21 protein-coding genes and 1 tRNA gene are annotated in these 24,835 nt (G+C 61.2%); 7 read left to right on the top strand and 15 right to left on the bottom strand.

Features of this window, described 5'->3' with window-relative positions:
• Positions 1–294: 294 nt before the first annotated feature.
• Genes CRO46_RS18495 through CRO46_RS18510 form a run of 4 tightly spaced genes read right to left on the bottom strand, consistent with a single transcriptional unit; the run spans position 295 to position 3,673 of the window.
• On the bottom strand, positions 295–1,269 hold the full coding sequence (locus CRO46_RS18495; protein ID WP_097109398.1) for a quinone oxidoreductase family protein: 975 nt from the start codon (positions 1,267–1,269) through the stop codon (positions 295–297).
• A 53-nt stretch (positions 1,270–1,322) separates the two neighbouring features.
• Positions 1,323–2,060, bottom strand: coding sequence for a phosphatidylcholine synthase (gene pcsA, locus CRO46_RS18500; RefSeq protein ID WP_097109275.1), 738 nt, complete (start codon positions 2,058–2,060; stop codon positions 1,323–1,325).
• A 25-nt stretch (positions 2,061–2,085) separates the two neighbouring features.
• Positions 2,086–2,703, bottom strand: a complete 618-nt coding sequence (locus CRO46_RS18505) for a DUF1326 domain-containing protein (protein ID WP_097109276.1) — start codon at positions 2,701–2,703, stop codon at positions 2,086–2,088.
• A 37-nt stretch (positions 2,704–2,740) separates the two neighbouring features.
• A complete protein-coding gene (locus tag CRO46_RS18510) occupies positions 2,741–3,673 on the bottom strand; it encodes a DUF2182 domain-containing protein (RefSeq protein WP_179759118.1) in 933 nt (310 codons plus the stop codon).
• Between the two features lie 92 nt (positions 3,674–3,765).
• Here CRO46_RS18510 and CRO46_RS18515 point away from each other — a divergent pair, with 92 nt between their 5' ends.
• On the top strand, positions 3,766–4,962 hold the full coding sequence (locus CRO46_RS18515) for a UbiH/UbiF family hydroxylase (RefSeq protein ID WP_097109278.1): 1,197 nt from the start codon (positions 3,766–3,768) through the stop codon (positions 4,960–4,962).
• 83 nt (positions 4,963–5,045) lie between these two features.
• Here CRO46_RS18515 and CRO46_RS18520 read toward each other — a convergent pair whose 3' ends face one another.
• A complete protein-coding gene (locus tag CRO46_RS18520) occupies positions 5,046–6,011 on the bottom strand; it encodes an AEC family transporter (protein WP_097109279.1) in 966 nt (321 codons plus the stop codon).
• A gap of 135 nt (positions 6,012–6,146) precedes the next feature.
• On the opposite strand from CRO46_RS18520, the gene hspQ reads away from it, so the two are divergent.
• The gene (hspQ, locus tag CRO46_RS18525) at positions 6,147–6,476 is read left to right on the top strand and encodes a heat shock protein HspQ (RefSeq protein ID WP_097109280.1); all 330 of its coding nucleotides are present in this window, start codon (positions 6,147–6,149) and stop codon (positions 6,474–6,476) included.
• A gap of 94 nt (positions 6,477–6,570) precedes the next feature.
• On the opposite strand, the gene CRO46_RS18530 is transcribed toward hspQ, so the two are convergent.
• On the bottom strand, positions 6,571–7,179 hold the full coding sequence (locus CRO46_RS18530) for an invasion associated locus B family protein (RefSeq protein ID WP_097109281.1): 609 nt from the start codon (positions 7,177–7,179) through the stop codon (positions 6,571–6,573).
• 298 nt (positions 7,180–7,477) lie between these two features.
• Here CRO46_RS18530 and CRO46_RS18535 point away from each other — a divergent pair, with 298 nt between their 5' ends.
• A complete protein-coding gene (locus tag CRO46_RS18535) occupies positions 7,478–9,301 on the top strand; it encodes an extracellular solute-binding protein (protein WP_097109282.1) in 1,824 nt (607 codons plus the stop codon).
• 37 nt (positions 9,302–9,338) lie between these two features.
• On the top strand, positions 9,339–10,031 hold the full coding sequence (locus CRO46_RS18540; RefSeq protein ID WP_097109283.1) for a DsbA family oxidoreductase: 693 nt from the start codon (positions 9,339–9,341) through the stop codon (positions 10,029–10,031).
• Between the two features lie 299 nt (positions 10,032–10,330).
• Here the strand turns inward: CRO46_RS18540 and CRO46_RS18545 are convergent, their stop codons facing one another.
• The 3 genes from CRO46_RS18545 to CRO46_RS18555 all read right to left on the bottom strand — a co-directional run bounded on the left by CRO46_RS18545 (position 10,331) and on the right by CRO46_RS18555 (position 15,361).
• A complete protein-coding gene (locus CRO46_RS18545; RefSeq protein WP_097109284.1) occupies positions 10,331–11,446 on the bottom strand; it encodes a metallophosphoesterase in 1,116 nt (371 codons plus the stop codon).
• A gap of 82 nt (positions 11,447–11,528) precedes the next feature.
• Positions 11,529–15,044 (bottom strand): transcription-repair coupling factor, encoded by a 3,516-nt coding sequence (gene mfd, locus CRO46_RS18550; protein ID WP_097109285.1) that lies wholly within the window; start codon positions 15,042–15,044, stop codon positions 11,529–11,531.
• Positions 15,041–15,361: a succinate dehydrogenase assembly factor 2 gene (locus CRO46_RS18555; protein ID WP_097109286.1), complete on the bottom strand. Its 321-nt coding sequence runs from the start codon at positions 15,359–15,361 to the stop codon at positions 15,041–15,043. Before CRO46_RS18555 ends, mfd begins: the two co-directional genes overlap by 4 nt.
• 93 nt (positions 15,362–15,454) lie before the next feature.
• Between CRO46_RS18555 and recG the strand changes: the two genes are divergently transcribed.
• Entirely contained in the window at positions 15,455–17,572 is a 2,118-nt protein-coding gene (gene recG / locus CRO46_RS18560) for an ATP-dependent DNA helicase RecG (RefSeq protein ID WP_097109287.1), read from the top strand.
• Between the two features lie 3 nt (positions 17,573–17,575).
• Here recG and CRO46_RS18565 read toward each other — a convergent pair whose 3' ends face one another.
• From CRO46_RS18565 to glmU, 3 genes are all read right to left on the bottom strand, one after another.
• The gene (locus CRO46_RS18565; protein WP_097109288.1) at positions 17,576–18,268 is read right to left on the bottom strand and encodes a DUF502 domain-containing protein; all 693 of its coding nucleotides are present in this window, start codon (positions 18,266–18,268) and stop codon (positions 17,576–17,578) included.
• Positions 18,269–18,368: 100 nt separating this feature from the next.
• A complete protein-coding gene (gene glmS, locus CRO46_RS18570; RefSeq protein WP_097109289.1) occupies positions 18,369–20,195 on the bottom strand; it encodes a glutamine--fructose-6-phosphate transaminase (isomerizing) in 1,827 nt (608 codons plus the stop codon).
• A gap of 111 nt (positions 20,196–20,306) precedes the next feature.
• Positions 20,307–21,686, bottom strand: coding sequence for a bifunctional UDP-N-acetylglucosamine diphosphorylase/glucosamine-1-phosphate N-acetyltransferase GlmU (gene glmU / locus CRO46_RS18575; RefSeq protein ID WP_097109290.1), 1,380 nt, complete (start codon positions 21,684–21,686; stop codon positions 20,307–20,309).
• 110 nt (positions 21,687–21,796) lie between these two features.
• Between glmU and CRO46_RS18580 the strand changes: the two genes are divergently transcribed.
• Positions 21,797–22,738 (top strand): DMT family transporter, encoded by a 942-nt coding sequence (locus tag CRO46_RS18580; RefSeq protein ID WP_097109291.1) that lies wholly within the window; start codon positions 21,797–21,799, stop codon positions 22,736–22,738.
• 28 nt (positions 22,739–22,766) lie between these two features.
• Here the strand turns inward: CRO46_RS18580 and CRO46_RS18585 are convergent, their stop codons facing one another.
• Complete coding sequence (locus CRO46_RS18585) at positions 22,767–23,516, bottom strand: cytochrome c biogenesis CcdA family protein (RefSeq protein WP_097109292.1); 750 nt, start codon at positions 23,514–23,516, stop codon at positions 22,767–22,769.
• A 332-nt stretch (positions 23,517–23,848) separates the two neighbouring features.
• Here CRO46_RS18585 and CRO46_RS18590 point away from each other — a divergent pair.
• Positions 23,849–23,924: transfer RNA gene (locus tag CRO46_RS18590), tRNA-Lys, on the top strand.
• 202 nt (positions 23,925–24,126) lie between these two features.
• Here CRO46_RS18590 and CRO46_RS18595 read toward each other — a convergent pair.
• The gene (locus CRO46_RS18595; protein ID WP_097109293.1) at positions 24,127–24,513 is read right to left on the bottom strand and encodes a hypothetical protein; all 387 of its coding nucleotides are present in this window, start codon (positions 24,511–24,513) and stop codon (positions 24,127–24,129) included.
• Positions 24,513–24,731, bottom strand: coding sequence for a hypothetical protein (locus tag CRO46_RS18600; protein ID WP_097109294.1), 219 nt, complete (start codon positions 24,729–24,731; stop codon positions 24,513–24,515). Before CRO46_RS18600 ends, CRO46_RS18595 begins: the two co-directional genes overlap by 1 nt.
• Positions 24,732–24,835 lie beyond the last annotated feature (104 nt).

Below are 24,835 nucleotides of genomic sequence, written 5' to 3' on the forward strand. Positions count from 1 at the left end.
CCTGAATTCCCCCGACCCCGGAATCGCCTAGATTTGCGGCATTTTTGACCGAAGCGTAAGAAACAAGCTTCACCATATGCCTGCGAAATTCAAGTGCTCTGACTTTGGCAATAATGTCGAGTTTTCAACATGAAACGCAACAATTGTGCGTTGCACAAGTCCGTTGGATCAGAAAACAGCAAGCAATTTCAACGTCCCAAAAATTGGACCCTTCGAAAACAACGTTGACTGAGCCGCTTTCTCAAAAATATCTTGATAGTGCTTTCGATCCCGTCAGTGCAATGGCTGCCTGTCTTAAGGCAGCAAAACAGTGGTGCCGGTGGTCCTGCGTCCTTCCAGATCCTCGTGCGCCTGCGCCGCCTCGGCGAGCGGATAGCGCTGATTGATCTCGATGTTCACGACCCCGCGCGAGACTACGTCAAACAGGGCGTCTGCCGACGCGACCAGTTCCGGTCGGCTGGCGATGTAGGTGAACAGCGTCGGCCGCGTTGCAAACAGCGACCCCTTCTGCGCAAGGATGCCGATGTTGAAGGGCTCGATCGGGCCGGAGGACTGGCCGAAACTGGCCCACAGGCCCCGCGGCTTGAGACAATCGAGCGAGCCGGGAAACGTGTCCTTGCCAACAGAATCATAGACCACGTCGGCGCCCTTGCCGCCGGTGATCTCCTTAACGCGGGAGACAAAGTCCTCGGTCCGGTAATTGATCACATGGTCGTAGCCATGGGCAGCAGCCAGTTCGGCTTTCTCCGGCGAACCGACCGTTCCGATCACGATGGCGCCAAGCGCCTTGGCCCATTGGCCGACGATGAGTCCGACACCACCGGCTGCGGCGTGATAGAGGATCGTGTCGCCGGGTTTGACCTCATAGGTGCGCCTGAGCAGGTACTCCGCCGTCATGCCCTTGAGCATCATGCCAGCAGCAACATCCAATGCGATACCGTCGGGCACCTTGACCAACTTGTCTGCGGTGATCAGCCGTTCCTCGGCATAGGCGCCGATGGGACCAGCATAGGCGATCCGGTCGCCTTGCTTGAACAGGCTCACCCCCTCGCCCACCGCGGTCACCACGCCCGCAGCTTCGTTGCCGGGCACCAGCGGCAACCCGTTTGGCGCCGGATAGAGCCCGGTGCGGAAATAGACATCGATGAAATTCAGGCCAACCGCTTCCTGCCGCAGCTTTACTTCACCGGGTCCGGGTTCACCCACCTCATGGTCGCGCCACTCCAGTGCTTCCGGGCCACCATGCTGTGAAACAAGGATCGCTTTCATATCGAAATACTCCAACCTGACGAGAACCGCACGGATGGCGGTGTCGAACACAGTTACTCGGTTGTGCGCCGCCCGATGGCGGGAAACAGCTGCATGATCCCGCCGATGACAAACAGGTAGCCACTGGTCAGCATAACTGCCCACATCAGCCATTCCGGGCTGTCAAACCGCAACAGCAGCGCGAAAGCCGACAACACCGACCAGATCCCGAACATGGTCAGGTTCAGCCAGCGGAGACGCACGACCCGGACCGGGTGCAGAAAGTTGATGGGCAGAAACGTCATGAACACCGCCGCCAGGACAATGGCGAAGGCGACCGCCTCCGACGCGTTGACGACAAACAGTGTGTAGACCAGCATGTTCCAGGCGACCGGAAAGCCCAGGAAGAAGTTCTCGTCGGTCTTCATTCCCATGTCCGCATAATAGATTGCGCTCGAGACAACGATCAGCCCGGCGGCAACGAATGACAGCGGCTCTCCGATCATGCCGCTCTGGTAGAGCGCGAAGGCCGGAATCAGCACGTAGGTGACATAGTCGATCACATTGTCGAGCATTACCCCGGACCAGTTCGGCAGCACCTCCTTGACCTTGAGTTTGCGTGCGATCGGCCCGTCGATGCCATCGATCAGCATGGCGACGGCCAACCACCACCACATGTCGACAAACCGACTCTCTGCCGCCGCCACCAGCGCCAGAAACGCCATGAAGGAACCGCTGGCGGTCAGGATGTGAACCGAAAACGCCCGGATTTCCGCATAGGGAACGCGGCGATATTTGAATGGAAGCTTCATGCCGCCTGCGCCTCCCAGCGCACTTTCAGTTGGGGCCGCTCCAGTCGAGGGCACAGATTTCGGCTGAGCGGCCGGCAAAGTTCCAGTTGCGGCCAAAGGCGCGCATCTTCGACTTTTCCGACTTGGCCACGATGATATCGGACGCGATCCAGTATTCCGAGTTGGAAATCACGGTGTCTTCGCCGTGGATCTTGCCCGGGATCGGCGCGACCACACCATCGATGATCTTGGGAATCTTGAAGATGCGTTTCTTGTCTTCGACCTCGTAGCTGATGGGCTCCTGCTGCACACCCAAGAAGTTGCCCACCAGGATCGAGAGCAGCGAGGTGGTGCCGCCGGCCTTGCCGGTGAAGATCCTGGTAAAGGCCTTGGTGGCATAGATCGAAGCGCGCTTGTCGACAAACAGGCCTGCCGTCCAGTTGCCGCGGCTCATATAGCCCGGGATTTCCATGATCAGCCCGAGATTGAGCCCCGAGAGATCGGTGTCGCCGTAATAGCCATGGTCGACTCTGAATCCAGCCCAGGTCTGGCAATAGCCTTCGGTCGGAGGATGCTGGCCGAGCGACAGCACGCAGGGACAAAAGACCGTGCAGTTGCAGGACAGCACCAATTCGCCCTTCAAGGCCCACTCGACATCAGCCATTCACATCATCTCCCTCAAGCCCTGTTGCTGGCTTTTGTTATGTCAGAGCGCTCCAAATCAGCGCTGCTCCCCAGGCACTTAGTATCGCGCCGCCGGCATGCGTTGTCACCCGTCCTGCTCCGGTTTTCTCCAGAAATGTGAACAGGGTGAGTGCCGCCATCCAGACCACATTCATGCTGCCGACTGCAAGCATCATCAGCATCAGGGCCCAGCAGCAACCCAGGCACCAGACGCCCTGTTCCATGCCCAGCCGGAAAACGCCGGCCACGGAGGTTTTCCAGCGCGCAAACAGTGTGGTGAAGGGATTGCGGCACTTGGTCAGGCAGGCCTGTTTCAAAGACGAAAACTGGTAAAGACCGGCCCCGATGAGGATGAGCCCGGCGAACACGCCTTTGACCGGACTGGTAGCCGACTTTCCGCTAATCTCGGCGATACCCATCTGCACGAGCGTGAAACCCGCGGCAGCCAGCGCCCAGACGCTGAGATAGCCGGCTGTCAGAACCGCGGGATGGATCACTGGCTCGCCACGTGCGGCAGCTGTATCGGCGATCTCGGCATAGGTGCGAATCATCGGCGCGGCCGTCGGCAGCATCATCGCCGCCGACATCGCAAACCACATCAGGAACAGTGCGATGGCAAGCGCAGGAAGGGAGCTACCGGAAAGCAGCAATCCCGCATCCGCCGACAGGCACAGGTCTGCAATGGCGGCTGCGAAAGAACCGTGATCCACGGGAAGAAAGCGCGAAATCAGAGACATGCCGGGCCCGAGCGGACGCGCCGTGCCCTGCAGGTCAACAAGCGAGCCCGCCATCGATGCCAGGAACCACCAGGCCAGTCCGGCGGTTAGAAGCACCATGGCGAGCACAGGCCACAGCGGCCGGTGTGCCAGTCCTGCAATCACGCGCCCGGCGCGGTCCAGCCGATCAACCCGGCCGCCGAGCGGATCTGTGTTTGCCCTCGGGCTGAACATGCGCCAAATCATCCCATGGAGTTCGTTGGTCAGCCGATGTAAAGGATGGACCGGTCCAAAGGCAATTGGTTCCACAGTGAAAGGGCAAAGATTTGCGCAAGCAGTACGACATCGCGGTCATCGGTGGTGGCCTGGCCGGATCCGTAACAGCCCTTGCGGCGGCCGCCGAAGGCTGGCATGTCGCCTTCATCGCGCCTGAGCCGCCCCGGCAGGACGGGCGCACCACGGCGCTGTTGTCGGAATCGATCGATCTGTTGGCCCGGCTACGCGTCTGGGAAGATATCCGCCCGGTCTCGGCTCCCCTGCGCACCATGCGCATTCTCGACGGCACAACGCGGCTGTTTCGCGCGCCGCCGGTTTCCTTCCGGTCGAGCGAAATCGATCTCGATGCCTTTGGCTACAACATTCCCAATCAACCGCTGTTTGACGTGCTTCAGTCAGCAACCCGCGTCTCTGGCCTGATCGACCGGTTTGAAAGCCCGCTGCTCGACGCCGAGCAATCCGGCGATCAGGTGAGTCTTGAGCTCGACGACGGCACCGATGTATCGGCGCTAGCAGCCCTTGCAGCGGATGGCCGAGGCTCGAAAATGCGCGACGCCATCGGCATAAAGATCAAGACCTGGTCCTATCCGCAGACGGCTCTGGTGCTCAACTTTTCGCACAGCATCGCCCACGCCGATACCTCGACCGAATTCCACACCGAGCGCGGTCCCTTCACCCAGGTGCCGCTACCGGGCAAGCGCTCAAGCCTGGTCTGGGCAGTGAAGCCGGAAGAGGCTGATGGGATCCTCGCCCTGCCCCGCGAAGAGCTCAATTACGAGGTGGAATCGCGGATGCGTTCGATTCTGGGGAAAGTCGAGGTCGAAGGCGATGTCCAGGCCTGGCCGCTTTCGGGCCTGATTGCCGAGAGCTTTGGCAAGGGGCGGACCATGCTGGTGGGCGAAACCGGTCACGCCTTTCCGCCGATCGGCGCGCAGGGCCTCAATCTTGGCCTGCGAGACATCATGCAGGCTATACAGGCAATCCTCGATTCCGGCGGGCCGCAAAACGCGTCACAGGCCGTTGAGGCATTCAACCGCCGGCGCCGGGGAGACGTCACCAGCCGTACGGCAGGCGTCGACCTTCTCAACCGTACATTGCTGAGTTCGTTCCTTCCGGTTCAGGCATTGCGCGCCGGTGGATTGGCGGCTTTGTCGGCGATTCCCCCGCTCAGGCTTCTGGCGATGCGGGAGGGCATGACGCCGGGTTGGCGCAAGGCCCGGCCCGGTCAGGCAAGGTCCAGCTTCTGACAATACAATCAAAACCTTTCGCAAGGTCTTGAATGCAATATAAGAATTAACTATTTTAGCTGCCTGTGTTTCATGCTTGGCAGTCACCCGGGAAACAGGTCCGGCGGCAATGTGCCGCTGGTGATCAGCCACAACAGTGCGGACACGGAACCGACGCTGCACACCGTGGTCACAAGAACCGTAGCCGAGGCGCGCTCAACCCAGGTTGTATATTGCTGGGCGATGACGAACACATTGGTCGCGGTCGGCAGCGACGCCAGCAACACCGCAGTGTAGACCCAGACGGGTTCGAAATCACCCATCAGGCTGAGCCCGAGATACATCATCACCGGATGCGCGATCAGCTTCATCGGGACGATGAAACCCAGTTCCACCGGCACCCGCTTGAGCGGTCTCAGCGCCAGTGTGACGCCCATCGCAAACAGCGCGCAGGGGGCCGCCGCCTGCGCCAGGTAATCGATCAACCGTCCGACCGGCAGTGGCGGAACGAACTCGACCCAGGCGGCAGCGACGCCCACTGCCGTGGCAAGAATGAACGGATGAAATGCGATCTTGCGGGCTACCCCGAGTGCCAGCGCGCCCGGGCTGCGATGATCACCGCCGGCGAGTGCCATCATCATCGGCGCAATGGTGAAGTGCATGATGTTTTCGAAACAGAAGATCAGCGCCACCGGCACCGCAGCGGGCTCTCCGAAGGCCAGAATGGCGATGCCTGGCCCCATATAGCCGATATTGCCGTAGGCACCTGCCAGTCCCTGCACGGTGGCTTCGCCGATTGCCGCACGGCGGATCAGGATGCTAGCGGCAAACACAAGCGCAAACACCGTGTAGGTCACCACCATGCTGGTCAGCACATAGTCCCAGCGCGCAAGCTGTTCGATCGGGGTCCGCGACAGAAGCTTGAAAAACAGCGCCGGCAGCGACACATAGATGATGAAGGTGTTGAGCCACCCCATCGCCTCCTGTGGCTGTTTGGTAATGCGTGCCGCAATGTAGCCCAGCAGGATCAGGCCGAAGAACGGCAGCACAAGACCCGTTATTTCAGCCATGCTTGATCCTTGCGACCCCGGTTAATACAATGACTTCTCCCTTGCAGGGGGTAGGTTCCCGGCGCATCGGCGTCAAGCTCAAACAGTTGAACTTCTGGTCAAAGGTCCCATGTAAAAGGCCAAAGGAACAAAGACATGCAGCTAAGACAAGCCAAATTTAGCATCGGACAAATCGTCAAGCACCGCATTTTCCCATTCCGTGGCGTGATCTTCGATGTCGATCCGGTCTATGCCAACACCGAGGAGTGGTGGAATGCGATTCCCGAACCGGTTCGCCCGAACAAGGACCAGCCGTTCTATCACCTGCTCGCGGAGAACGACGAGACCGAATACGTGGCCTATGTGTCCGAACAGAACCTGCTGATCGACGACAGCGACAATCCGGTCCGCCATCCGCAGCTCAAGGAGTTTTTCGAGGCGCAGGTGGACGGTGTCTACAAGCCAAAGGAACGCGTGAGCCACTGATCGTTCGATCACCGGCCGTTGACCCCGGGAAATGAAGAAGGCCCGGATGCGACAACGCATCCGGGCCTTTTCGATGCATGATGACCAGGTGCGGTCAGTTCTTCTTCGCGGCAGCCTGAGCGTCTTCGAGCTTCTTGCGGGCTTCCTCGGCCTTCTTGGCCATTTCTTCCTGCAGCAGACGCTGGCGCTCCTGAAGTTCGGACTGGGCAATCGGGTCGCCGTCAAAGGCCTGGGTGAAGCCTTCGAGCGAAATCTTCAGCGGGTTCGGGGTGCGCTGGAAGTTGACCGATGTCAGAACCAGTTCGCCGCCCTTCTTGAAGGAGTTGATCATGGCATCGGTCAGCAGCGTCTCGGCAACGCAGGTTTCAGGCATGCAGATAGCATATTCCAGACGCTGGGCCTGGCCGCCATCGACCTGCAGATTGATGCCGGGCTGGATCAGGCGCGCGGTGGGAACGGTCACCTGCATCAGCTGACGGTTCACCTTGCCGGTCACGGTGATCAGGCCAACGGCAGTCAGCAACTGGCCGGTCGGTGCAGTGACCAGGTTCTGCACGATGCACACGTCATTGTCTTCCTGCTTGGTGCAGGTCTTGTACCAGCCCTGGTTGGCACCCTGGGCAGAAGCGGTTGCAGGCATGAAAGCAGCGGCGACGCCAACCGACATGACAGCTGCAGAAAGGGACTTGGTGATGGCGTTCATTTGGTTTCAGTACTCCTCATAGGCGGCCATTGGGCTGCGTAGGTTCGCGCGGTCACCGCGCCCTCGTGTCTATGCCGCGCCTTCTCGATTGGAAATGCGGCGACAGCAAGGCTTGTTTCGGCTCCCTGTTACCGTGTGAAAGCTTGAATATCCAGCCCGGCAGCCGTATTGGGCCAAAAAAAACGTGCCCTGCTCCCTCAGCGGTGGCCTGAGTGAGGCCCCCCGTATATTCTTCTGACGGGATTCGTTGGTGGTCAATTCCGCATCCTGGCCGCCCGTTACGCGTTAAGGAGCGAGAATGAGACAATTGCTGCGAACACTTGCCATGCTTGCGGCCGCGCTGTTGGGGGGCGGCATCATAGCCCATGCGGAACCGCTCCATGGCATAGCCATGCACGGCGAACCGGCGCTGCCAGCCGATTTTACGCACCTGCCCTATGTCAATCCGGACGCGCCGAAGGGCGGCAAGGTCACCTATGGGGTAGTGGGGTCGTTTGACAGCGTGCGTCCCTTCATAGTCAAGAGCATGCGCACCACCGCGCGGGGTCTCGCCGATCCGGTGTTCGGCAATCTCGTCTACGAGCCGCTGATGCAACGCTCGCAGGACGAGCCCTTCACCCTTTACGGATTGCTAGCAGAGACCGTCGAATGGGACGATGAGCGCAGCTTCATCCAGTACAACATCAATCCCGCAGCGCGCTGGTCCGATGGTCAACCGGTCACTGCCGACGACGTCATCTTCACCATGGAACTGTTCAAGGAGAAAGGACGTCCGCCCTACAGCACCCGGCTCAATCGCGTCGAGAAAATGGAAAAACTCGGCCCGCTTTCGGTCCGCTTTACCTTCAACGACAGCTCCAACCGTGAGTTTCCGCTGATCCTGTCGCTGACCCCGGTACTGCCCAAACATGCCACCGACGCCGACAATTTCGATCAATCGACGCTTGAGCCGGGTATCGGTTCGGGCCCCTACCTGGTCAGCGACGTCAAGCCCGGCGAGCGCATCACCTACACCAGAAATCCGGACTACTGGGCCAGGGACCTGCCGATAAAACGGGGCATCGACAACTACGACGAGATCGCTGTCGAATACTTTCTCTCGGAAACGGCCCAGTTCGAGGCGTTCAAGAAGGGCGTGTTCGACATCTATCCCGACGGCAGTGCCACCAATTGGACGCGCGGCTATGATTTCCCAGCCGTCAACTCCGGCGAGATCGTACGCAAGGAATATGAGAGCAAGATCCCCTCGGGCATGTACGGCTTCGTCTTCAACACCCGCAAAGCGCTGTTTGAAGATCTCCGCGTCCGCCAGGCGCTGACCTTGTTGTTTGATTTCGAATGGGCCAATCGCAGTCTTTATGACAATACCTATACCCGCACCCGTTCGTTCTGGGACGGCTCGGAGCTTTCAAGCTACGGCAAACCTGCCGATGAGCGGGAACGCGAGATCTTGGCGCCCTTCCCCGAAGCCGTCCTGCCGGAGATCATGGATGGCACCTGGACGCTGCTCGTCACGGATGGTTCGGGCCGCGACCGCAAGGTGCAGCGCGCGGCGCTGACCCTTCTGCAGGAAGCCGGTTACCGGATCGAGAACGGCAGATTGCTGGATGCCAATAACCGGCCCTTCACCTTTGACCTGATGACCCAGAATGAAGGCCAGGAAAAACTTGCCATCGCCTTCCAGAGATCGCTGGCAGCGCTTGGCATTGAAATGTCCATTCGCACGGTCGATGACGCCCAGTACCAGCAGCGCTCGCAGACCTTCGACTACGATATGATCATGAAATCCTTCTCTTCCTCGCTGTCGCCCGGTGCGGAACAGATCAACCGCTGGGGATCGGCCTCGCGCGACCAGCAGGGTTCGTTCAATTTCTCAGGTGCTGCCAGCCCAGCGCTCGATGCCGCTATTGACGCTCTGCTCAATGCCCGGACGGCCGAGGACTTCCGCTCCGCAGTGCGCGCCTATGACCGCGTGTTGCTGTCCGGCCACTATGTCATTCCGGCCTTCCATCTCGGCAAGTCCTGGGTGGCCCACCGCAGCCGAATTGCGGAACCTGAAGGCGAAGCCCCGCTCTACGGCTATTATCTGCCGGCCTGGTGGGACAAGACGGCAGCACCCTGACTGCACGACGCAATGAAAACACCCGAAAGGTGACGCCATGACCGCTCCCTCCCTGACCATCGACGTCGTCTCCGATGTCATGTGCCCCTGGTGCTACATCGGCAAGCGCCGGCTTGAAGCAGCCCTCGATGACGTTCGCGCCGAAATGGATGTCGAGGTGCGCTGGCGGCCCTACCAACTTGACCCGACACTGCCAAAGGAAGGCAAGGACCGGCAGCAATATCTGGAGGAGAAATTTGGCGGTGCCGCAGGCGCTGAACAGGCCTATGCCGCCATTCGGGCTGCCGGCGCCGAGGAAGAGATCCCCTTCGCCTTCGACAAGATCGAAGTTTCGGCCAACACGCTCGACGCTCACAGGCTGATCCGCTGGGCCGGCATGCTCGGATTGACCGCCCAGCAGGAGGTCGTGGAACTGCTGTTCAAGGCCTATTTTGAAGAAGGCAGGAATATTGGCGATGATGCGGTGCTGAAGGATATTGCCGAACAGGCGGGCCTTGAAATGCCCGTCATTGAGCGCCTGCTGGCAGGCGACGCAGACCGTGACACCGTGTCCGCCGAGATAGATCAGGCCAGGCAGATGGGCGTGACCGGCGTGCCCTGTTTCATCATCGACATGCAATATGCCGTTGTCGGAGCTCAGTCCGGCGAAGCCCTTGCCGATGCGATGCGCAAGGTGGTGCAGGAAAAGAACAGGCAGGCCGCCGCCGACGACGACAAGTTGCAGTCATAGTCTCCACGACGAGGCCCCGCCGTCCCCTGAACCCCGCGGGCGGAAACGACATTCGTTGCCAGCGGGACGAGCCCGAAGACAAGTCGACACGAACCTTGTACCCACGAGTGCCGCGGCACTGCGCCATGCGGTAACTGCACGAGCATGAGCATGGTCGACACGGTGATTGTGCCCGTGGGTGCGAACCCGGTTCACCTCTGGCACAAGACCTGGATTCACAACCGCACTCAGGACGCGCCTGGACGCGTCCGAAACTGCGGCAAGGCTTCGAGGCCGGAACCTGCTACCTCATGCTCCGGTCAGCCCTTCCGCCGCAGGGTAATGCGGGTCAGTTCCGCCGGTCGCCCCAGCCGCAGCGCAAAGCCCGGCCAGAGCGCCGTGCCGTTGTTGACGTAAAGCTGCATCGGCCCGACCTGGTAAAGCCCGGAAACGAAACCATTGTTGGGGCGCGCCATAAGCCGGTCCATGCCGCGGATCATTCCGCCGTGGGTGTGACCGGAGAGTTGCAGCGCCACACCGGCTGCCGCGGCGTGCCGCGCCTGCATCGGCTGATGGTCAAGCAGGATTACCGGCGCCTCGCCCGGTGCATTCCGGAGAGCCACCCCAAGATCCGGGGCGTCGAATCCGTTGCGTCTGGCCGAACGATCGGGAATTCCGGCCACCACCAGCTTGGCATCACCACGCTCGATGACAGCGTGGCTGTTGCTGAGCATTCGCATGCCCATGGCCTCGAAATGCATCAGGAATGCTTGCGCGTCGAAAAAATACTCGTGGTTTCCGGAAATGGCCAGGATCCCGTCACGCGCGCGGAGCCCCCGCAACGGTTCGACATCATCTCGCCGGTGCTCGAGACTGCCATCGATGAAGTCACCGGTAATGACAATCAGATCAGACTCAAGCGCGTTGGTTCTTTCTACCATCGCTGCAGTCCAGGCCGCAGGAAACAGCCGGCTGATATGCAGATCCGTCAGTTGCACGATCCTGTACCCGTCAAAGGCCGCATCAAGCCGCGGAATGGCGATCTCGATATCCTTGAGCGGCGGAACGATGATCGCCCGGCTGACCCCGAACGCCGACAGCGCCAGCGCCAGAAGTGCCGCTGCGTAGCGAAGTTCCGTGAAGTCGGGAAACGCTCCGATAAACGGCAGGACTACGAGCGAAACCACATCGATTGCCAGCAGGAACAGTGCCAGAAACAGGATCGCGCCAAACAACGCGTTGAATGCAACCACCAGCGGTCTCGGGAACTCTGGCGAAAATACCGATCCGGACGAGAGCCGGCTGAAATAGTGATACTGCGAGGCGATCAGCAGGACCAGCGCAAGCAGCGCCTTCAGCGCCCACGGCCAGGGCAGCGGCAGAATGAAGCGAACAAACACGATCAGCCACAAAATCCCGGTGACAAGTTTGAACATCACATGCGCCCCTGTTGATGCGGAACTTGCAACGCGGCGAATTTCGCGGACGCCGTCGATGGCCTGGAGCGCCGTGCACGCGTCATCCGGTCTTGCCTGCCAGCTCGGCCAGGTGGGTCATTACCACGGCGGCGCCGTTGAGACGCTTTTCCGGTGTCGGCAGATCGCGGATGAAGACCACGCTCTGATCGGCCCGGATCTTGGCGAGATTGCCCTGTTTCGAAATGTGCCCAACCAGCCCCGCCGGATTGGGGAACTCCTTGTTGCGGAACTGAACCACCACGCCTTTCGGACCTGCATCGAGTTTCTCGACATTGGCCTTGCGGCACAGCGCCTTGATGAAGACGATCTTGAGCAGGTGTTGCACCTCGATCGGCAGTGGTCCGAACCGGTCGATCATTTCCGCACCGAAGCCGTCGATATCGGCCACGTCGACGATTTCGCCGAGGCGGCGGTAGAGACCCAGCCGCAGATGCAGATCCGGGACATAATCTTCGGGGATCATCACCGGGGTGCCGACGGTGATCTGCGGCGACCATCCGGTGTCCACCACTTCGTCCTCGCCGCGAACCTCGGCCACGGCCTCTTCGAGCATGTGCTGGTAAAGCTCGAAACCGACCTCCTTGATGTGGCCGGATTGCTCTTCGCCCAGCAGATTGCCGGCACCGCGAATGTCGAGATCGTGGCTCGCAAGCTGGAAGCCGGCGCCAAGCGTGTCGAGTGACTGCAACACCTTGAGCCGCTTGTCGGCGGTGGTGGTCAGCATCTTGTTGACCGGCAGCGTGAACAGCGCAAAGGCGCGGACCTTGGAACGGCCGACGCGGCCGCGCAGCTGATAGAGCTGGGCCAGGCCGAACATGTCGGCCCGGTGCACGATCAGCGTGTTGGCTGTGGGCACGTCGAGACCCGATTCGACGATCGTCGTCGACAACAGCACGTCATACTGCCCGTCGTAAAACGCGTTCATGATGTCGTCGAGTTCCCCGGCCCCCATCTGACCATGCGCCACCGCGAACTTGAGCTCCGGCACGCTGTCGCGCAGGTAGGCCGCGACCTCTTCGAGATCCGCCAGCCGCGGACAGACATAGAAACTTTGGCCACCACGGTAATGCTCGCGCATGAGGGTTTCGCGCACGGTTACCGGGTCAAACGGCGAGATGAAGGTGCGCACCGCCATCCGGTCGACCGGTGGCGTGGTGATCAGCGAGAGTTCGCGTACGCCCGTCATTGCCAGCTGAAGCGTGCGTGGGATCGGCGTCGCCGACAGTGTCAGCACGTGCACGTCGCTCTTGAGTTCCTTCAGCCGCTCCTTGTGCTTGACCCCGAAATGCTGCTCCTCGTCGATGATCAGCAGGCCCAGATTGGCAAACTTGATCGAAGATCCGAGCAGCGCGTGGGTGCCGACAACAATGTCGATCTTGCCCGAGGTGAGCTCCGCCTTGGTCAGCGCCAATTCCTTTGCCCCGACCAGGCGCGAGGCCTGGGCGATGCGCACCGGATAGCCGCGCAGCCGCTCGGTAAAGGTCTTGAAATGCTGCCGCGCCAGCAGCGTCGTCGGCACGACGACGGCCACTTGTACACCGTTCATGGCGGCAATGAAGGCCGCCCTCAGTGCCACCTCGGTCTTGCCGAAGCCGACATCGCCGCAGACCAGCCGGTCCATCGGCTGACCGGCCGCCAGATCGTCGCGTACCCGCTCGATCGCAGCCAACTGGTCTTCGGTCTCGTCATAGGGGAAGCGCGCCGAGAACTCGTCGTAGAGCCCTTCCGGCGCTGCCAGCGTCGGCGCAGAGCGCATGTGCCGCTCGGCGGCCACCCGGATCAGGCCTTCGGCCATGTCCAGAAGCCGCTTCTTCAGCTTGGCCTTGCGCGATTGCCAGGCAACTCCGCCCAGACGATCGAGTTGCACATCGGCGCTGTCCGAACCGTAGCGGGTCAGGAGCTCGATGTTCTCGACCGGCAGGAACAGCTTGGCATCGCCGGCATAATGCAGCTCCAGGCAGGCATGCGGAGCACCTGCGGCCTCGATGGTGCGCAGGCCGACGAACTGGCCGATGCCGTGTTCGGCATGGACAACGTAATTGCCCTCGTCCAGGCCTGAAACTTCCGAAATATAGTCAGCGCCGCGGCGCTTGCGCTTGGCCCGGCGCACCAGCCGGTCACCGAGCACATCCTGCTCGCCGATGACGACCAGATCGTCGATCTCGTAACCGCCTTCAATGGCGAGAACGGCGGCTGCCGCCTCGCCCGGCTTGAGCCTGTCGAGTTCGGCATGGCTGTTGATCCGCACCACGCGCTTGAGGCCATGCTCGTCGGTGACCTGCAACAGCCGGTCGAGCGAGCCTTCAGTCCAGGCCGTTATGAGCACCTTGCGGCCTTCACTGCGCTTGATCCCGACATGGTCGACCAGCTTCTCGAACAGGTTGGCACGGCTGCCGTCTTCGGATTTGTCGGCTTCCGCATCTGCCGCCCATCGTGGCCCCGTTCGCGTCGGCAGGTCGATCACACGCCGGGCAGAGTTTTCCGGCTCGTGGAACGGGGTCAGCCGGATGGCGTTCAGGGCTTCGAGCATGGCCACCAGGCCCGGCGCATCGAGATAGAGCAGGTTCGGATCGATGGCCTTGTAAGGCGTGGCCTGGACGCCGCGGCCCTTCTCGATTGTCTGCGCCGCCTGGCGTGCCTCGTAATGGTCCTCGATCTGGGCCCGGCGTTCGCTGGCGGCTTCTGGCAGCATGTGATCGCTGCAGATGCGGAATCCCTCGAGATAATCGAACACCGTCTGCATCTCGTCATGAAACAGCGGCAGCCAGTGCTCCATGCCCGGATAGCGCCGGCCTTCGCTGATGGCGACATAGAGTGCATCGTCGCGGGTCGCAGCGCCGAACATCGAGAGGTAGTTCTTGCGGAACCGGCTGATGGTCTCGGGTTCGAGCGTCACTTCGCTCATGGCGTTGAGCGCCAGTTCTCTGGCCTTGCTTGTGGTGCGCTGTGAGGCAGGATCGAAATGCCGAACACTCTCAAGCGTATCACCGAAGAAATCCAGCCGAACCGGTTCTTCCGAGCCGGGCACGAACACATCGAGAATCCCGCCGCGCACGGCGTATTCGCCGACTTCGCGCACCGTGTCCACCCGCTCGAAGCCGTTCTTGGCTAGGCGGTGCGACAGGTCCTCCATTTTCAGGTGGTTGCCGGCCCGGGCCGTGAAGCCGAGTTCGGCCACCACCGATTTTGCCGGAACCCGCTGCAGCATGGCGTTGACGGTAACAAGCAGGATCGCCGGATGCGGATTGCTCGAAAATTGCGCCAAGGCTGACAGCGCTTCCAGCCGCCGGGCGGAGATATCTGCACCCGGTGAAACCCGGTCATACGGCAAACAGTCCCATCCCGGTAGCGTCAGAACCGGGATGTCGGGGGCGAAGAAGGCCAGGTTCTGTTCGAGATCCGCCATTCGCTGGCCGTCGGAAATGATATGCGCCAGCGGGCCCTCAGTGCGCGCCAGTTCGGCCAGCGCCAGGGCTTCCATGCCCTGCGGTACACCGGACAGGGTGATCGGGGTTTTGGCTCCGGCGATCTGTGCGGCCGGGATAACGGGTTTCATTGCTCGGCGGCCTGCCCTTTGGGTGTGGGTTCGGGCTCGAAATCGGGCACATAGCTGCGCATCCGGTCAAACAGCGCCGTGCGGAACCGCTCCGGGGTTTCTGCCTCGCCGGTGACCCAGCGCAGGATATCGCCGTCGTCCTCGGCCATCAGCAATTCCAGCTCGTCCAGTTCGGCATCGTTGAGGCTGCCGATCTCTGCATCGGCAAAACCGCCGATAACCAGATCCATCTCGCGAATCCCGCGGCGCCACGCGCGCACGAGAATACGGCGGCGGCGCGGATCCAGGTCGGCGCTTGAACGTGTTGTACCGGTCATGATCAGCCTTTTTCGGTTGGACGGTTTCCATATCCTGTCATCGGGCAAATGTCAGCCTTGCCTTTGGCTCAAAATTGCCGTTCATCTCAATCCATGCGACCTCTCCAACTCGATCCCCTGTTCAGGACCGTGGAAAGCCTGCCCGGAATCGGCCCCAAACTGGCCGAAGCCCTGGCGCGGATAACCGGACGCGAAGGGCCCGAAGATACCCGCGCGCTCGATCTTCTGCTGTTGCCGCCGCACGGACTGATCGACCGGACCCTGCGCAAGGGCATCACCGAGACGCCTGAATCCACCATTGCCACGCTCAAGGTCCGCGTCGACCGCCACCAGGCTTCACCGCCCGGACGCCGGAACGTGCCCTACCGGGTTTTTGTGCATGATGACACAGGCGAACTGGCGCTCACCTTCTTTCACTCCAAGCCGGCCTGGCTGGAAAAGATCCTGCCGGTCGGCGAGACCGTCCTGGTCAGCGGCAAGGTCGAATGGTTCAACGGACGTCCCTCGATGGTTCATCCCGACCACATAGTCGCGGAAGCCGATGCTGCAAGTTTTCCGCTGGTCGAGCCGGTCTACCCGCTGACCGCAGGCCTGTCGCCCAAGATCCTCCGGCGTTCGCTCGAGTCAGCGCTCGAGCTGCTGCCTGAGCTGCCGGAATGGGCCGACCCGCATCTGGTCGCGAAAAACAGCTTTCCCGGGTTCGCGGACGCTGTGCGCGAGCTGCACCATCCAGAAGCCGCACTCGACATCGAGCCGCAAACGCCGGCGCGGCGCAGGCTGGCCTATGACGAACTTCTTGCCGGTCAGCTGTCCCTCGCTCTGGTGCGCCAGACGCTGCGCAAGCTGCCGGGGCATCCGGTGGTCGCTGACGGCAAACTGCGCAAGGCCATTCTTGGCTCCCTGCCCTTCTCTCTGACCGGTAGCCAGTCTACCGCCGTGGCGGAAATCCTCACAGACATGGCCGGGTCGGATCGCATGCTGCGGCTGCTGCAGGGCGATGTCGGCTCCGGCAAGACCGCCGTCGCGATGCTTGCCATGGCCGATGCGGTCGAGGCCGGTGGTCAGGCCGTGCTGATGGCACCGACCGAAATCCTCGCCCGCCAGCACTACGCCACGATCAGCAAGATGGCCGAGGCGGCGGGTATCGAAGTCGCGGTGTTGACCGCCCGCGCTAAGGGCCGCGAGCGGACCGAGTTGCTGGAGCGAATCGCCAATGGCAAGGTGCAGGTGGTGATCGGCACGCATGCGCTGTTTCAGGACGCGGTCATCTACCACAACCTCACCCTGGCCGTGGTCGACGAGCAGCACCGTTTTGGTGTCCACCAGCGGCTGCGGCTGACCGCCAAGGGCACCGCGCCGCACATGCTGGTGATGACGGCAACGCCGATCCCGCGCACACTGGTGCTGGCAGCGTTCGGCGACATGGACGTCTCCAAACTTACCGAGAAGCCTGCCGGCCGGCAGCCGATTGCCACCGTCACCATCCCCGACGAACGCCTGGGAGAGATCGTCGAACGTCTCAAGAGTGCGCTTCTCGACGGCAAGAAAGCCTACTGGATCTGTCCGCTTGTCGAGGATTCCGATCAGAGCGAGCTGATGTCGGTCGAAAGCCGGCATGCAAGCCTGGCAAAAGCCTTTGGCAAGGAGCTGGCGCCGCTTGTCTCACTGGTTCACGGCCGCATGACGTCGGATGAAAAAGACCAGGCGATGCGAGACTTCAAGAACGGCGTAAGCCGGCTGCTGGTGGCGACGACGGTGGTCGAAGTCGGCGTCGATGTTCCCGACGCCACCATCATGGTGATCGAACATGCAGAGCGCTTCGGCCTGGCGCAATTGCACCAGTTGCGCGGGCGCGTCGGACGCGGTTCGGGCGCCTCGAGCTGCATCCTGCTCTACTACGGCCCCCTCGGCGAAACGGCGGGCGCCCGGCTTGCGGTTCTGCGCGAAAGCGAGGACGGGTTCCGTATAGCCGAAGAGGATCTGAAGCTGCGGGGCGAGGGCGAGGTTCTGGGAACACGCCAATCCGGCCTCCCGGGCTTCCGGCTTGCCAATCTCAGCGCCCACGCCGATTTGCTGGAGATCGCCCGCCGCGATGCCCGCAATGTGCTCGACGCCGATCCGGGTTTGAGTTCGCAGCGTGGCGAGGCCTTGAGAATGCTGCTCTACCTGATGCGGCGGGACGAGGCGATCCGGTTCCTCAGGGCCGGTTGAACCTCACTCCGTCTCCGGAATTGCCTTCGTCTTGGATTTCGACTGTGCCGGGAGCTTTCTCGGGTAATCGGGAGAGACCAGACCGGCCGATATCACCATCTTGGCGGCTTCCTCGACGCTCATATCCAGAATGATCACATCCTTGCGTGGAACAAAGAGCAGAAAGCCGGATGTCGGGTTCGGGGTCGTAGGCAGAAACACGGAGATCGACTCATCTTCCGGCAACCGTGCATTGACCTCGCCCCTGGTGTCGGTGGCAATAAAGACGATCGACCACAGCCCGCGCCGTGGATACTCGATCAGCGCTGCCTGTTTGAACGACCCGCTTTGTTCGGCCAGCACGGTCTGGAAGATCTGTTTCAGGCCCTTGTACAGGCTGCGCACCAGCGGCATCCGGTCAAGCAGCGATTCACCAAAACCGATGATCGAGCGGCCCACCAGATTGGCGGTCAGAAAGCCGATCATGGTGATCAGGAACAACGCGGTCAGCAGGCCAAACCCGGGAACCGCGAACGGGAGGTAATTGTCCGGATTGTAGACCTGCGGAATATAGGGTTTTACCCAGCCGTCGACCAAGCCGATGAAGGTCCAGGTGAGATAGGCGGTAATCGCCAGCGGCGCCACGATGATCAGGCCGGTAAGAAAGTAGTTTCTCAACCGTCGGCTAGCGCCGAGCCGTTTCAGCTTCTCGCTCATTCTTCACCTTGCGTTATGGCAGACAGGACACAGCGTCATGCGCCCCCTCAATATAGGGAGCGCATGCCTGCAAAGACAAGGACTTCGCCGGAAGCTTCGGCTATTCGACGGTTACCGACTTGGCCAGGTTGCGTGGCTGGTCGACATCGGTGCCCATGAACACTGCCGTGTGATAGGCGATCAGCTGCACCGGCAGCGCATAGAGCATCGGCGCCACGATCTCGTTGACCGCAGGCACGACGATCGTCGCCATCGTCTCCAGCGTCGTTGCGGCAGCCCCTCTTTCGTCGGTGATCAGGATGATCTGTCCGCCGCGCGCGGCCACTTCCTGCATGTTCGACACGGTTTTTTCGAAATGCCGGTCGTGCGGTGCGATGACGATCACCGGCATGTTTTCGTCAATCAGCGCAATCGGGCCGTGCTTGAGTTCGCCCGCGGCATAGCCTTCGGCATGGATATAGGAGATTTCCTTGAGCTTGAGCGCACCCTCGAGCGCCAGCGGGAAACTGGTGCCGCGGCCGAGGTAAAGCACGTCCTTGAACCGCGACAGCTCCCGCGACAGGGATTCGACCTGCGGCTGGATCGCGTTCAGAACTTCGTTAAACAGCCGTGGCGCCTCGACCAGAGCCTGTACCATCGCCGTTTCATCTTCTTTCGACAACGTCCCCCGCGCCCGTCCGGCAATCATCGCCAGCGCTGCCAGCACCGACAGCTGACAGGTGAAAGCCTTGGTCGAGGCCACGCCGATTTCCGGGCCGGCGAGGGTCGGAAACACCGCATTGGACTCACGTGCAATGGTCGATTCGCGTACATTGACCACCGCACCGATGGTCAGCTGGTTGTCCTTGCAGTAGCGCAGCGACGCCAGCGTGTCGGCGGTTTCGCCAGACTGGGAGATGAACAGCGCCGCCATCTTGCCCGGCAGCGGCATCTCCCGGTAGCGAAACTCGGAGGCAACGTCGATTTCCACCGGCAGGCGGGCAAAGCGTTCAAACCAGTACTTGCCGATCAGGCCGGCATAATAGGCCGTGCCGCAGGCCGACATCGCCAGCCGGTCGAGAGCGGCGAAGTCGATCTGCGCGGCATCGAGCTTCACGCGCCCTTCAGCAAAGTCGATATAGTGGCTCAGCGTATGCGAAACCACTTCCGGCTGCTCGTAGATTTCCTTTTCCATGAAATGGCGGTGATTGCCCTTGTCGACGACATAGGCCGCACCTTGCGATTTCTGTTTTTTGCGTTCCACCAGCGTTCCGGACTGGTCGTAGATCTCCAGCGTGCCGCGGGTGATCACGGCCCAGTCACCATCATCGAGATAGGTGATCTCGTCGGTGAAAGGCGCCAGCGCGATGGCGTCGGATCCGAGGAACATTTCACCCTCGCCATGGCCCACCGCCAGCGGCGGCCCGGAGCGCGCGCCAAGAATCATGTCCGGCTGGTCTTCGAACAGGACGGCAAGTGCATAGGCGCCTTCGAGCCGGCTCAGCACCTTTTGCATGGCCGCGCGCGGCGCCAGGCCCTCGCTGCGGTAGGCTGCCAGGAGCTGCGCCACCACTTCCGTGTCGGTCTGGCTGTAAAACGTTGCGCCCTTGCCGGTCAGCTCGGCACGCAGCGGCGCGAAGTTCTCGATGATGCCGTTATGGACGACCGCGACACCATGGCAGAAATGGGGATGCGCGTTGCTTTCGGTCGGCGCACCGTGGGTCGCCCAGCGCGTATGGCCGATGCCAACTTGTCCAGCAAGCGGCTCCTGCCCCAGCTTGTGGTCCAGATTGGCAAGCTTGCCTTCGGCCCGGCGGCGGTCGAGACGGCCGTCATGCACGGTGGCGACACCTGCAGAATCATAGCCGCGATACTCGAGCCGCTTGAGCGCATCCACCAGCAGAGGCGCCACTTCGCCCCTACCAACTATCCCGACTATACCGCACATGCGCTTCTCCTGGGTAATGTGTTGGCACAGCTCTTACCCAGCAATGCGGGAATTAACCAGTGCCGCAATGTAATCTGCCTGCTCAATTTGCGTGACACGGCGTAACTGAAACTAGGTGTCCGGTTCCGTTACGGCCTTTTTCTTCAGCGCCTTGATCGCGGCGATCTTGTCTCTCAGTCGCTGCGCCCGCCCCGGCTTGGTCTCCTGGCGTGCCCGTGCGATCGCCAGCGCGTCGTCCGGCACATCCATGGTCACCACGCTTCCGGAGCCGACATAGGCGCCTTCGCCAATCCTGACCGGAGCAACCAGCGACGAATTCGAGCCGATGAACGCGCCGCTGCCGATTTCGGTCAGGTGCTTGTTCTGGCCGTCATAGTTGCACGTGATCGTGCCAGCGCCGATATTCGCATCGGCACCGACGACCGCGTCGCCGATATAGCTCAAATGATTGACCTTGGCGCCATCGCCGACCCTGGCCTTCTTGATTTCGCAAAAATTTCCGACCTTTGCCCTTTCGCCCAGTTCGGTGCCCGGACGCAGTCTTGCGAAGGGCCCGATTACGGCGTTTGCACCGATATCGGCCCCTTCGAGATGGCTGAAGCCGTGGATCAACGCGCCTGCGCCAACCCTGACGCCGGGCCCGAACCAGACATTGGGTTCGATCAGAACGTCACTGCCGAGCACTGTATCGTGCGACAGGAACACGCTTGCCGGATCGACCATGCTGACGCCCGAGAGCATCGCCGCCTGCCGTGCCCGGGACTGCCAGACCTGCTCGATTTCGGCCAGTTCTGCGCGGGTGTTGCAGCCCATCATGTCTTCTTCAGGCGCTTCGATGGCGACGCATTTCAGCCCTTCGGCCCGGGCAATCTCGACGATGTCGGTGAGATAATATTCGCCCTTCGCATTATCGTTGCCGATAGCTTCGAGCAGATCGATTGCCTTGGCCCCGGAAAAAGTGATGATGCCGCCATTGCAGAAATCGACTTCGAGCTCCTCGACCGAGGCGTCCTTGTGTTCGCGGATCGCCACCAATTCACCTTCCCGCTCGAGCAGCCGCCCGTAACCGGTCGGATCCTGGGCGCGGAAACCGAGCACCACGACATCTGCACCCTTCTGCCGCTCGGAGGTAGCGGCAGCCAGGCTATTCGGATCGATCAGAGGTGCATCGCCGTAAAGCACCACCACGTCATCATAGCCTTCCGCAATCACGTCCCGTGCCATCAGCACGGCATGGCCGGTGCCTTTGCGTTCGGTCTGCTCCACCGGCGTGACCGGCACGGCAATCCCGGCGCTCGCGGCCTTGGTGACCTGCTCCGCGTTACGTCCTACCACGAGCGCGATCTTTGTCACCCCGGCCGCCGCCGCGGCCCGTGTCACATGAGAAATCAGCGGCAGATTTCCAACCGGATGCAGCACCTTGGATTTGGACGATTTCATCCGTGTCGCGTCACCCGCAGCAAGCACGACCGCCAGACATGTCCGCGCCATTCCATCACCTCAATCATCGAATCGCTTGTTTACCCGCCCACGACGCTATAGCACCGGAACTTAAATCAGATCCCTTCAAGCAAACATTGCCCCGATTTGGAAGCCCCCCGATGACTGCCTCAACGACAACCGATGCCGCGCCTGACGCGAATCCTTCGCTTGCGCGCTTCGTACCGCTGTTCGTCATGTTGCTTACGCCGCTGTTCTTCTCGTCCAACCTTGTCTTCGGCCGTTCGACGATTCCCGAGGTTGCTCCGTTCACGCTGGCTTTCCTGCGCTGGACTGCTGCGTGCCTGCTGCTGTCGCCCTTCCTGTGGATGGCGCGCACGCGTGTTCGCGCCTATGTCGTCACTTCGCCGGTTCATTGGCTGGTGCTTGGTTTTCTCGGCATGTGGATTTGTGGCGCCGGGGTCTATTACGCTCTGCAGTTCACCACCGCCACCAATGGCACACTGATCTACACCACCTCGCCGCTGATGGTGATCATCCTCGAACGCCTGTTTTTCGGCCGTCCGACCAGCGGGCGCGAAATTGCCGGCATCGTTGTCGGCTTCCTCGGTGTGGCAATCATCGTGCTTAAGGGCGACCTGAACGTGCTGACGACGATGTCTTTCAACCTCGGCGACCTGATGTTTATCGCCGCGGCCCTCTCATGGGCCGGCTATTCGGTGCTGCTCAAGGGGCACCGTACCGATGGGCTGCCGGTTTCGGCGCTGTTTGCCATCGTCACGCTCTCGGGTGCGCTGCTGCTGGCGCCGTTTGCGTTGTGGGAGTATCTCACCGGCGCGATGATGCCGCAAACCTGGAGCGCCTGGGGCGGCATTGCCGGCATCGTCGTGTTCTCGTCCCTGCTGGCGTTTTCCGGCTATCAGTACGGCGTCGCCCGGTTGGGCGCTTCGACGGCAAGCGTCTTCATGTATCTGTTGCCGCCCTATGGCGTCGGCCTAGCCGTACTGGTGCTGGGGGAACCTTTTGAAACCCACCACGCCATCGGCATCTGCACCGTGCTGGCCGGACTAGTCCTGGCGACGGCTCCGCGCAAAAAGCGCTGAAGGCGATTGCCGGCAAGCAGCTGTTAGTTCAGCCGATCATGCCCAGAGCAGGAAAGGTCTCGAGCAGCCAGTACGCCATGGTTGCCATGCCGCCGGTCAGAAACAGGATCCCGGTCAGCACCAGAAGTGCTCCGGTGACCTTCTCGATCGTACCGAGATACCTGCGGAATTTCTGCGAAAACCGCATGAACCGCTCGGAGAACAACCCAGCAATCCAGAATGGCACCGCAAGCCCGAGCGAGTATGCTGCCAGCAACAGCGCCCCGTCGCCCACGGTTTCCTTTCCGGCCGCAACCCCAAGCACCGCGCCGAGTACCGGACCGATGCAGGGCGTCCAGCCAAAGGCAAACGCCAGCCCCATCACATAGGCGCCCGACAGCGTGGCCGGCTTGCCGCCACCGGCAAACCGCGCTTCTCGGGCCAGCAGCCCAATACGAAAAACGCCGAGAAAGTGCAGGCCCATCAGGATGATGACGATGCCGCCGAGCTTGGCCAAAAGATCCATGTGCTGACGCAGCGCCACCCCGATGCTCGACGCCCCCGCGCCAAGCGCCACGAACACGGTGGCAAAGCCCAGGGTAAAGAAGACTGAGGCAAAAAACACCGCCCGCCGCGTGTCCCTGGCCCGGGCCTCGGCTCCGCTGCCGCGGAAATCCTCGACCGATACCCCGGCCATGTAACACAGATAAGGCGGCACCAGCGGCAGCACGCAGGGCGACAGGAAGGACAAGGCTCCCGCGAAAATGACGGTGAGCAGCGAAATGTCGGCAATCATCACGAGATCAGGAATCCTCTGTCACACGGACTGGATGGCGCGAACGGGCGCTTGCGGCGGCGAGGCCTCTCTCTACCCGCCCATCCGTCAAATCGCCAGTCACGTTTTGGAGCGCACCGCGTGACCCCTCGCCCGACGCATCCGGATATGGCGCGGTACGCATGGCACTGGTATGTACTGTAAAACAGGCCGCCGGAGTGCCTTTCGACGGCAAGCCGCAAGCACTGCGAAAAAACAGCTTGATGCAGCTGTTTTTGCGGTTGACCATGGACAGATGCCTGCCTATGTTCCGCGCCATTCGGGCCGACGCCGCAAGCGTCCGGCCCGCTATGTGAGAGAGCGTAGCTCAGCTGGTAGAGCAACTGACTTTTAATCAGTAGGTCCAGGGTTCGAACCCCTGCGCTCTCACCAAAAAACATAAGAAAATCAAGAATTTACCATCCGTCCCATGTGGCATGCCGTCGGGCGAGCGGCGCAATGCACGAACAATGCACGGAACATTTTAGGCGGTGCACTCGTTGGTGCGCCGGCCGCAATCGCAATGCACGCGCCAATGCACGTAAAAAACCCGGCACTATGGCCGGGCTTAATCTGTTTGCGGTCGTGGGGCTGGTCAGGCTGCTAAGTCCAAGCGCGCGAGTGCATCATCAAATGACAAAATGAAGAATGACATGACCGTTCCGTCGCCGTGAATGCCAACCGGCCCCTTCACTACGAAGTCGCCAGCTTCAACTCCTACACCGAAAAGTGCGGCGGCGGCGTGGCCGCAAATCTCTTGATAGTCGGCGAAGATGCCATCCCTGATGCTCAGCCAAGCGTCTGGCAAGTTGAACACGGCATTGTCATCAGGGAAGATGTACCCGAAAGTATAATCCCCGTCTGGTATGCCGATTGCGGCTGTGGAGTTCCATCGCACTGCATCGGTAATGCCCCAAAACTCAACCGACAGCCCTTGAACCGAAATGCATGGCGCTGGTTCGTTGATTGCCCTGTTCGCCATTACGCCGCCTCCTTCATGGGAGGGCCGACCGGCGCGACAGTCTCAGCGCCAAGCGTGTTGATGTAGTGCTGCACGTCACGGGCGCGGACCATCACCTTGGTTCCCACCTTCATCGTCGGCGGCAACGTGCCGTCACCCTCGCGCTTGCGGTATGTGATTTCGGCTACGCCAAGGCGGCGCGAAGCCTCGGCCCGGCTGATCAGTATGTTCCCTTCCATTTACGTCTCCCTTCCCAGCCAGCCCTCAAAGCTGGCTCATTATGGTTGAAACCTACAAAGGTGACTTAAACCGGATATTGCTTGTTACAAGGTTATATACTCGC

Source organism: Parahoeflea halophila (genome assembly GCF_900220985.1).
GTDB lineage: Bacteria > Pseudomonadota > Alphaproteobacteria > Rhizobiales > Rhizobiaceae > Hoeflea > Hoeflea halophila.

What these genes read in the sequence shown, in the direction of transcription:
- glmU (WP_097109290.1), bottom strand. Translation starts at nt 21,686, where the DNA reads ATGGCGCGGACATGTCTGGCGGTCGTGCTTGCTGCGGGTGACGCGACA.
- hspQ (WP_097109280.1), top strand. Translation starts at nt 6,147, where the DNA reads ATGCAGCTAAGACAAGCCAAATTTAGCATCGGACAAATCGTCAAGCAC.
- CRO46_RS18505 (WP_097109276.1), bottom strand. Translation starts at nt 2,703, where the DNA reads ATGGCTGATGTCGAGTGGGCCTTGAAGGGCGAATTGGTGCTGTCCTGC.
- pcsA (WP_097109275.1), bottom strand. Translation starts at nt 2,060, where the DNA reads ATGAAGCTTCCATTCAAATATCGCCGCGTTCCCTATGCGGAAATCCGG.
- CRO46_RS18580 (WP_097109291.1), top strand. Translation starts at nt 21,797, where the DNA reads ATGACTGCCTCAACGACAACCGATGCCGCGCCTGACGCGAATCCTTCG.
- recG (WP_097109287.1), top strand. Translation starts at nt 15,455, where the DNA reads ATGCGACCTCTCCAACTCGATCCCCTGTTCAGGACCGTGGAAAGCCTG.
- CRO46_RS18520 (WP_097109279.1), bottom strand. Translation starts at nt 6,011, where the DNA reads ATGGCTGAAATAACGGGTCTTGTGCTGCCGTTCTTCGGCCTGATCCTG.
- CRO46_RS18555 (WP_097109286.1), bottom strand. Translation starts at nt 15,361, where the DNA reads ATGACCGGTACAACACGTTCAAGCGCCGACCTGGATCCGCGCCGCCGC.
- mfd (WP_097109285.1), bottom strand. Translation starts at nt 15,044, where the DNA reads ATGAAACCCGTTATCCCGGCCGCACAGATCGCCGGAGCCAAAACCCCG.
- CRO46_RS18535 (WP_097109282.1), top strand. Translation starts at nt 7,478, where the DNA reads ATGAGACAATTGCTGCGAACACTTGCCATGCTTGCGGCCGCGCTGTTG.
- CRO46_RS18545 (WP_097109284.1), bottom strand. Translation starts at nt 11,446, where the DNA reads ATGTTCAAACTTGTCACCGGGATTTTGTGGCTGATCGTGTTTGTTCGC.
- CRO46_RS18495 (WP_097109398.1), bottom strand. Translation starts at nt 1,269, where the DNA reads ATGAAAGCGATCCTTGTTTCACAGCATGGTGGCCCGGAAGCACTGGAG.
- CRO46_RS18600 (WP_097109294.1), bottom strand. Translation starts at nt 24,731, where the DNA reads ATGGAAGGGAACATACTGATCAGCCGGGCCGAGGCTTCGCGCCGCCTT.
- CRO46_RS18540 (WP_097109283.1), top strand. Translation starts at nt 9,339, where the DNA reads ATGACCGCTCCCTCCCTGACCATCGACGTCGTCTCCGATGTCATGTGC.
- glmS (WP_097109289.1), bottom strand. Translation starts at nt 20,195, where the DNA reads ATGTGCGGTATAGTCGGGATAGTTGGTAGGGGCGAAGTGGCGCCTCTG.
- CRO46_RS18530 (WP_097109281.1), bottom strand. Translation starts at nt 7,179, where the DNA reads ATGAACGCCATCACCAAGTCCCTTTCTGCAGCTGTCATGTCGGTTGGC.
- CRO46_RS18595 (WP_097109293.1), bottom strand. Translation starts at nt 24,513, where the DNA reads ATGGCGAACAGGGCAATCAACGAACCAGCGCCATGCATTTCGGTTCAA.
- CRO46_RS18510 (WP_179759118.1), bottom strand. Translation starts at nt 3,673, where the DNA reads ATGTTCAGCCCGAGGGCAAACACAGATCCGCTCGGCGGCCGGGTTGAT.
- CRO46_RS18565 (WP_097109288.1), bottom strand. Translation starts at nt 18,268, where the DNA reads ATGAGCGAGAAGCTGAAACGGCTCGGCGCTAGCCGACGGTTGAGAAAC.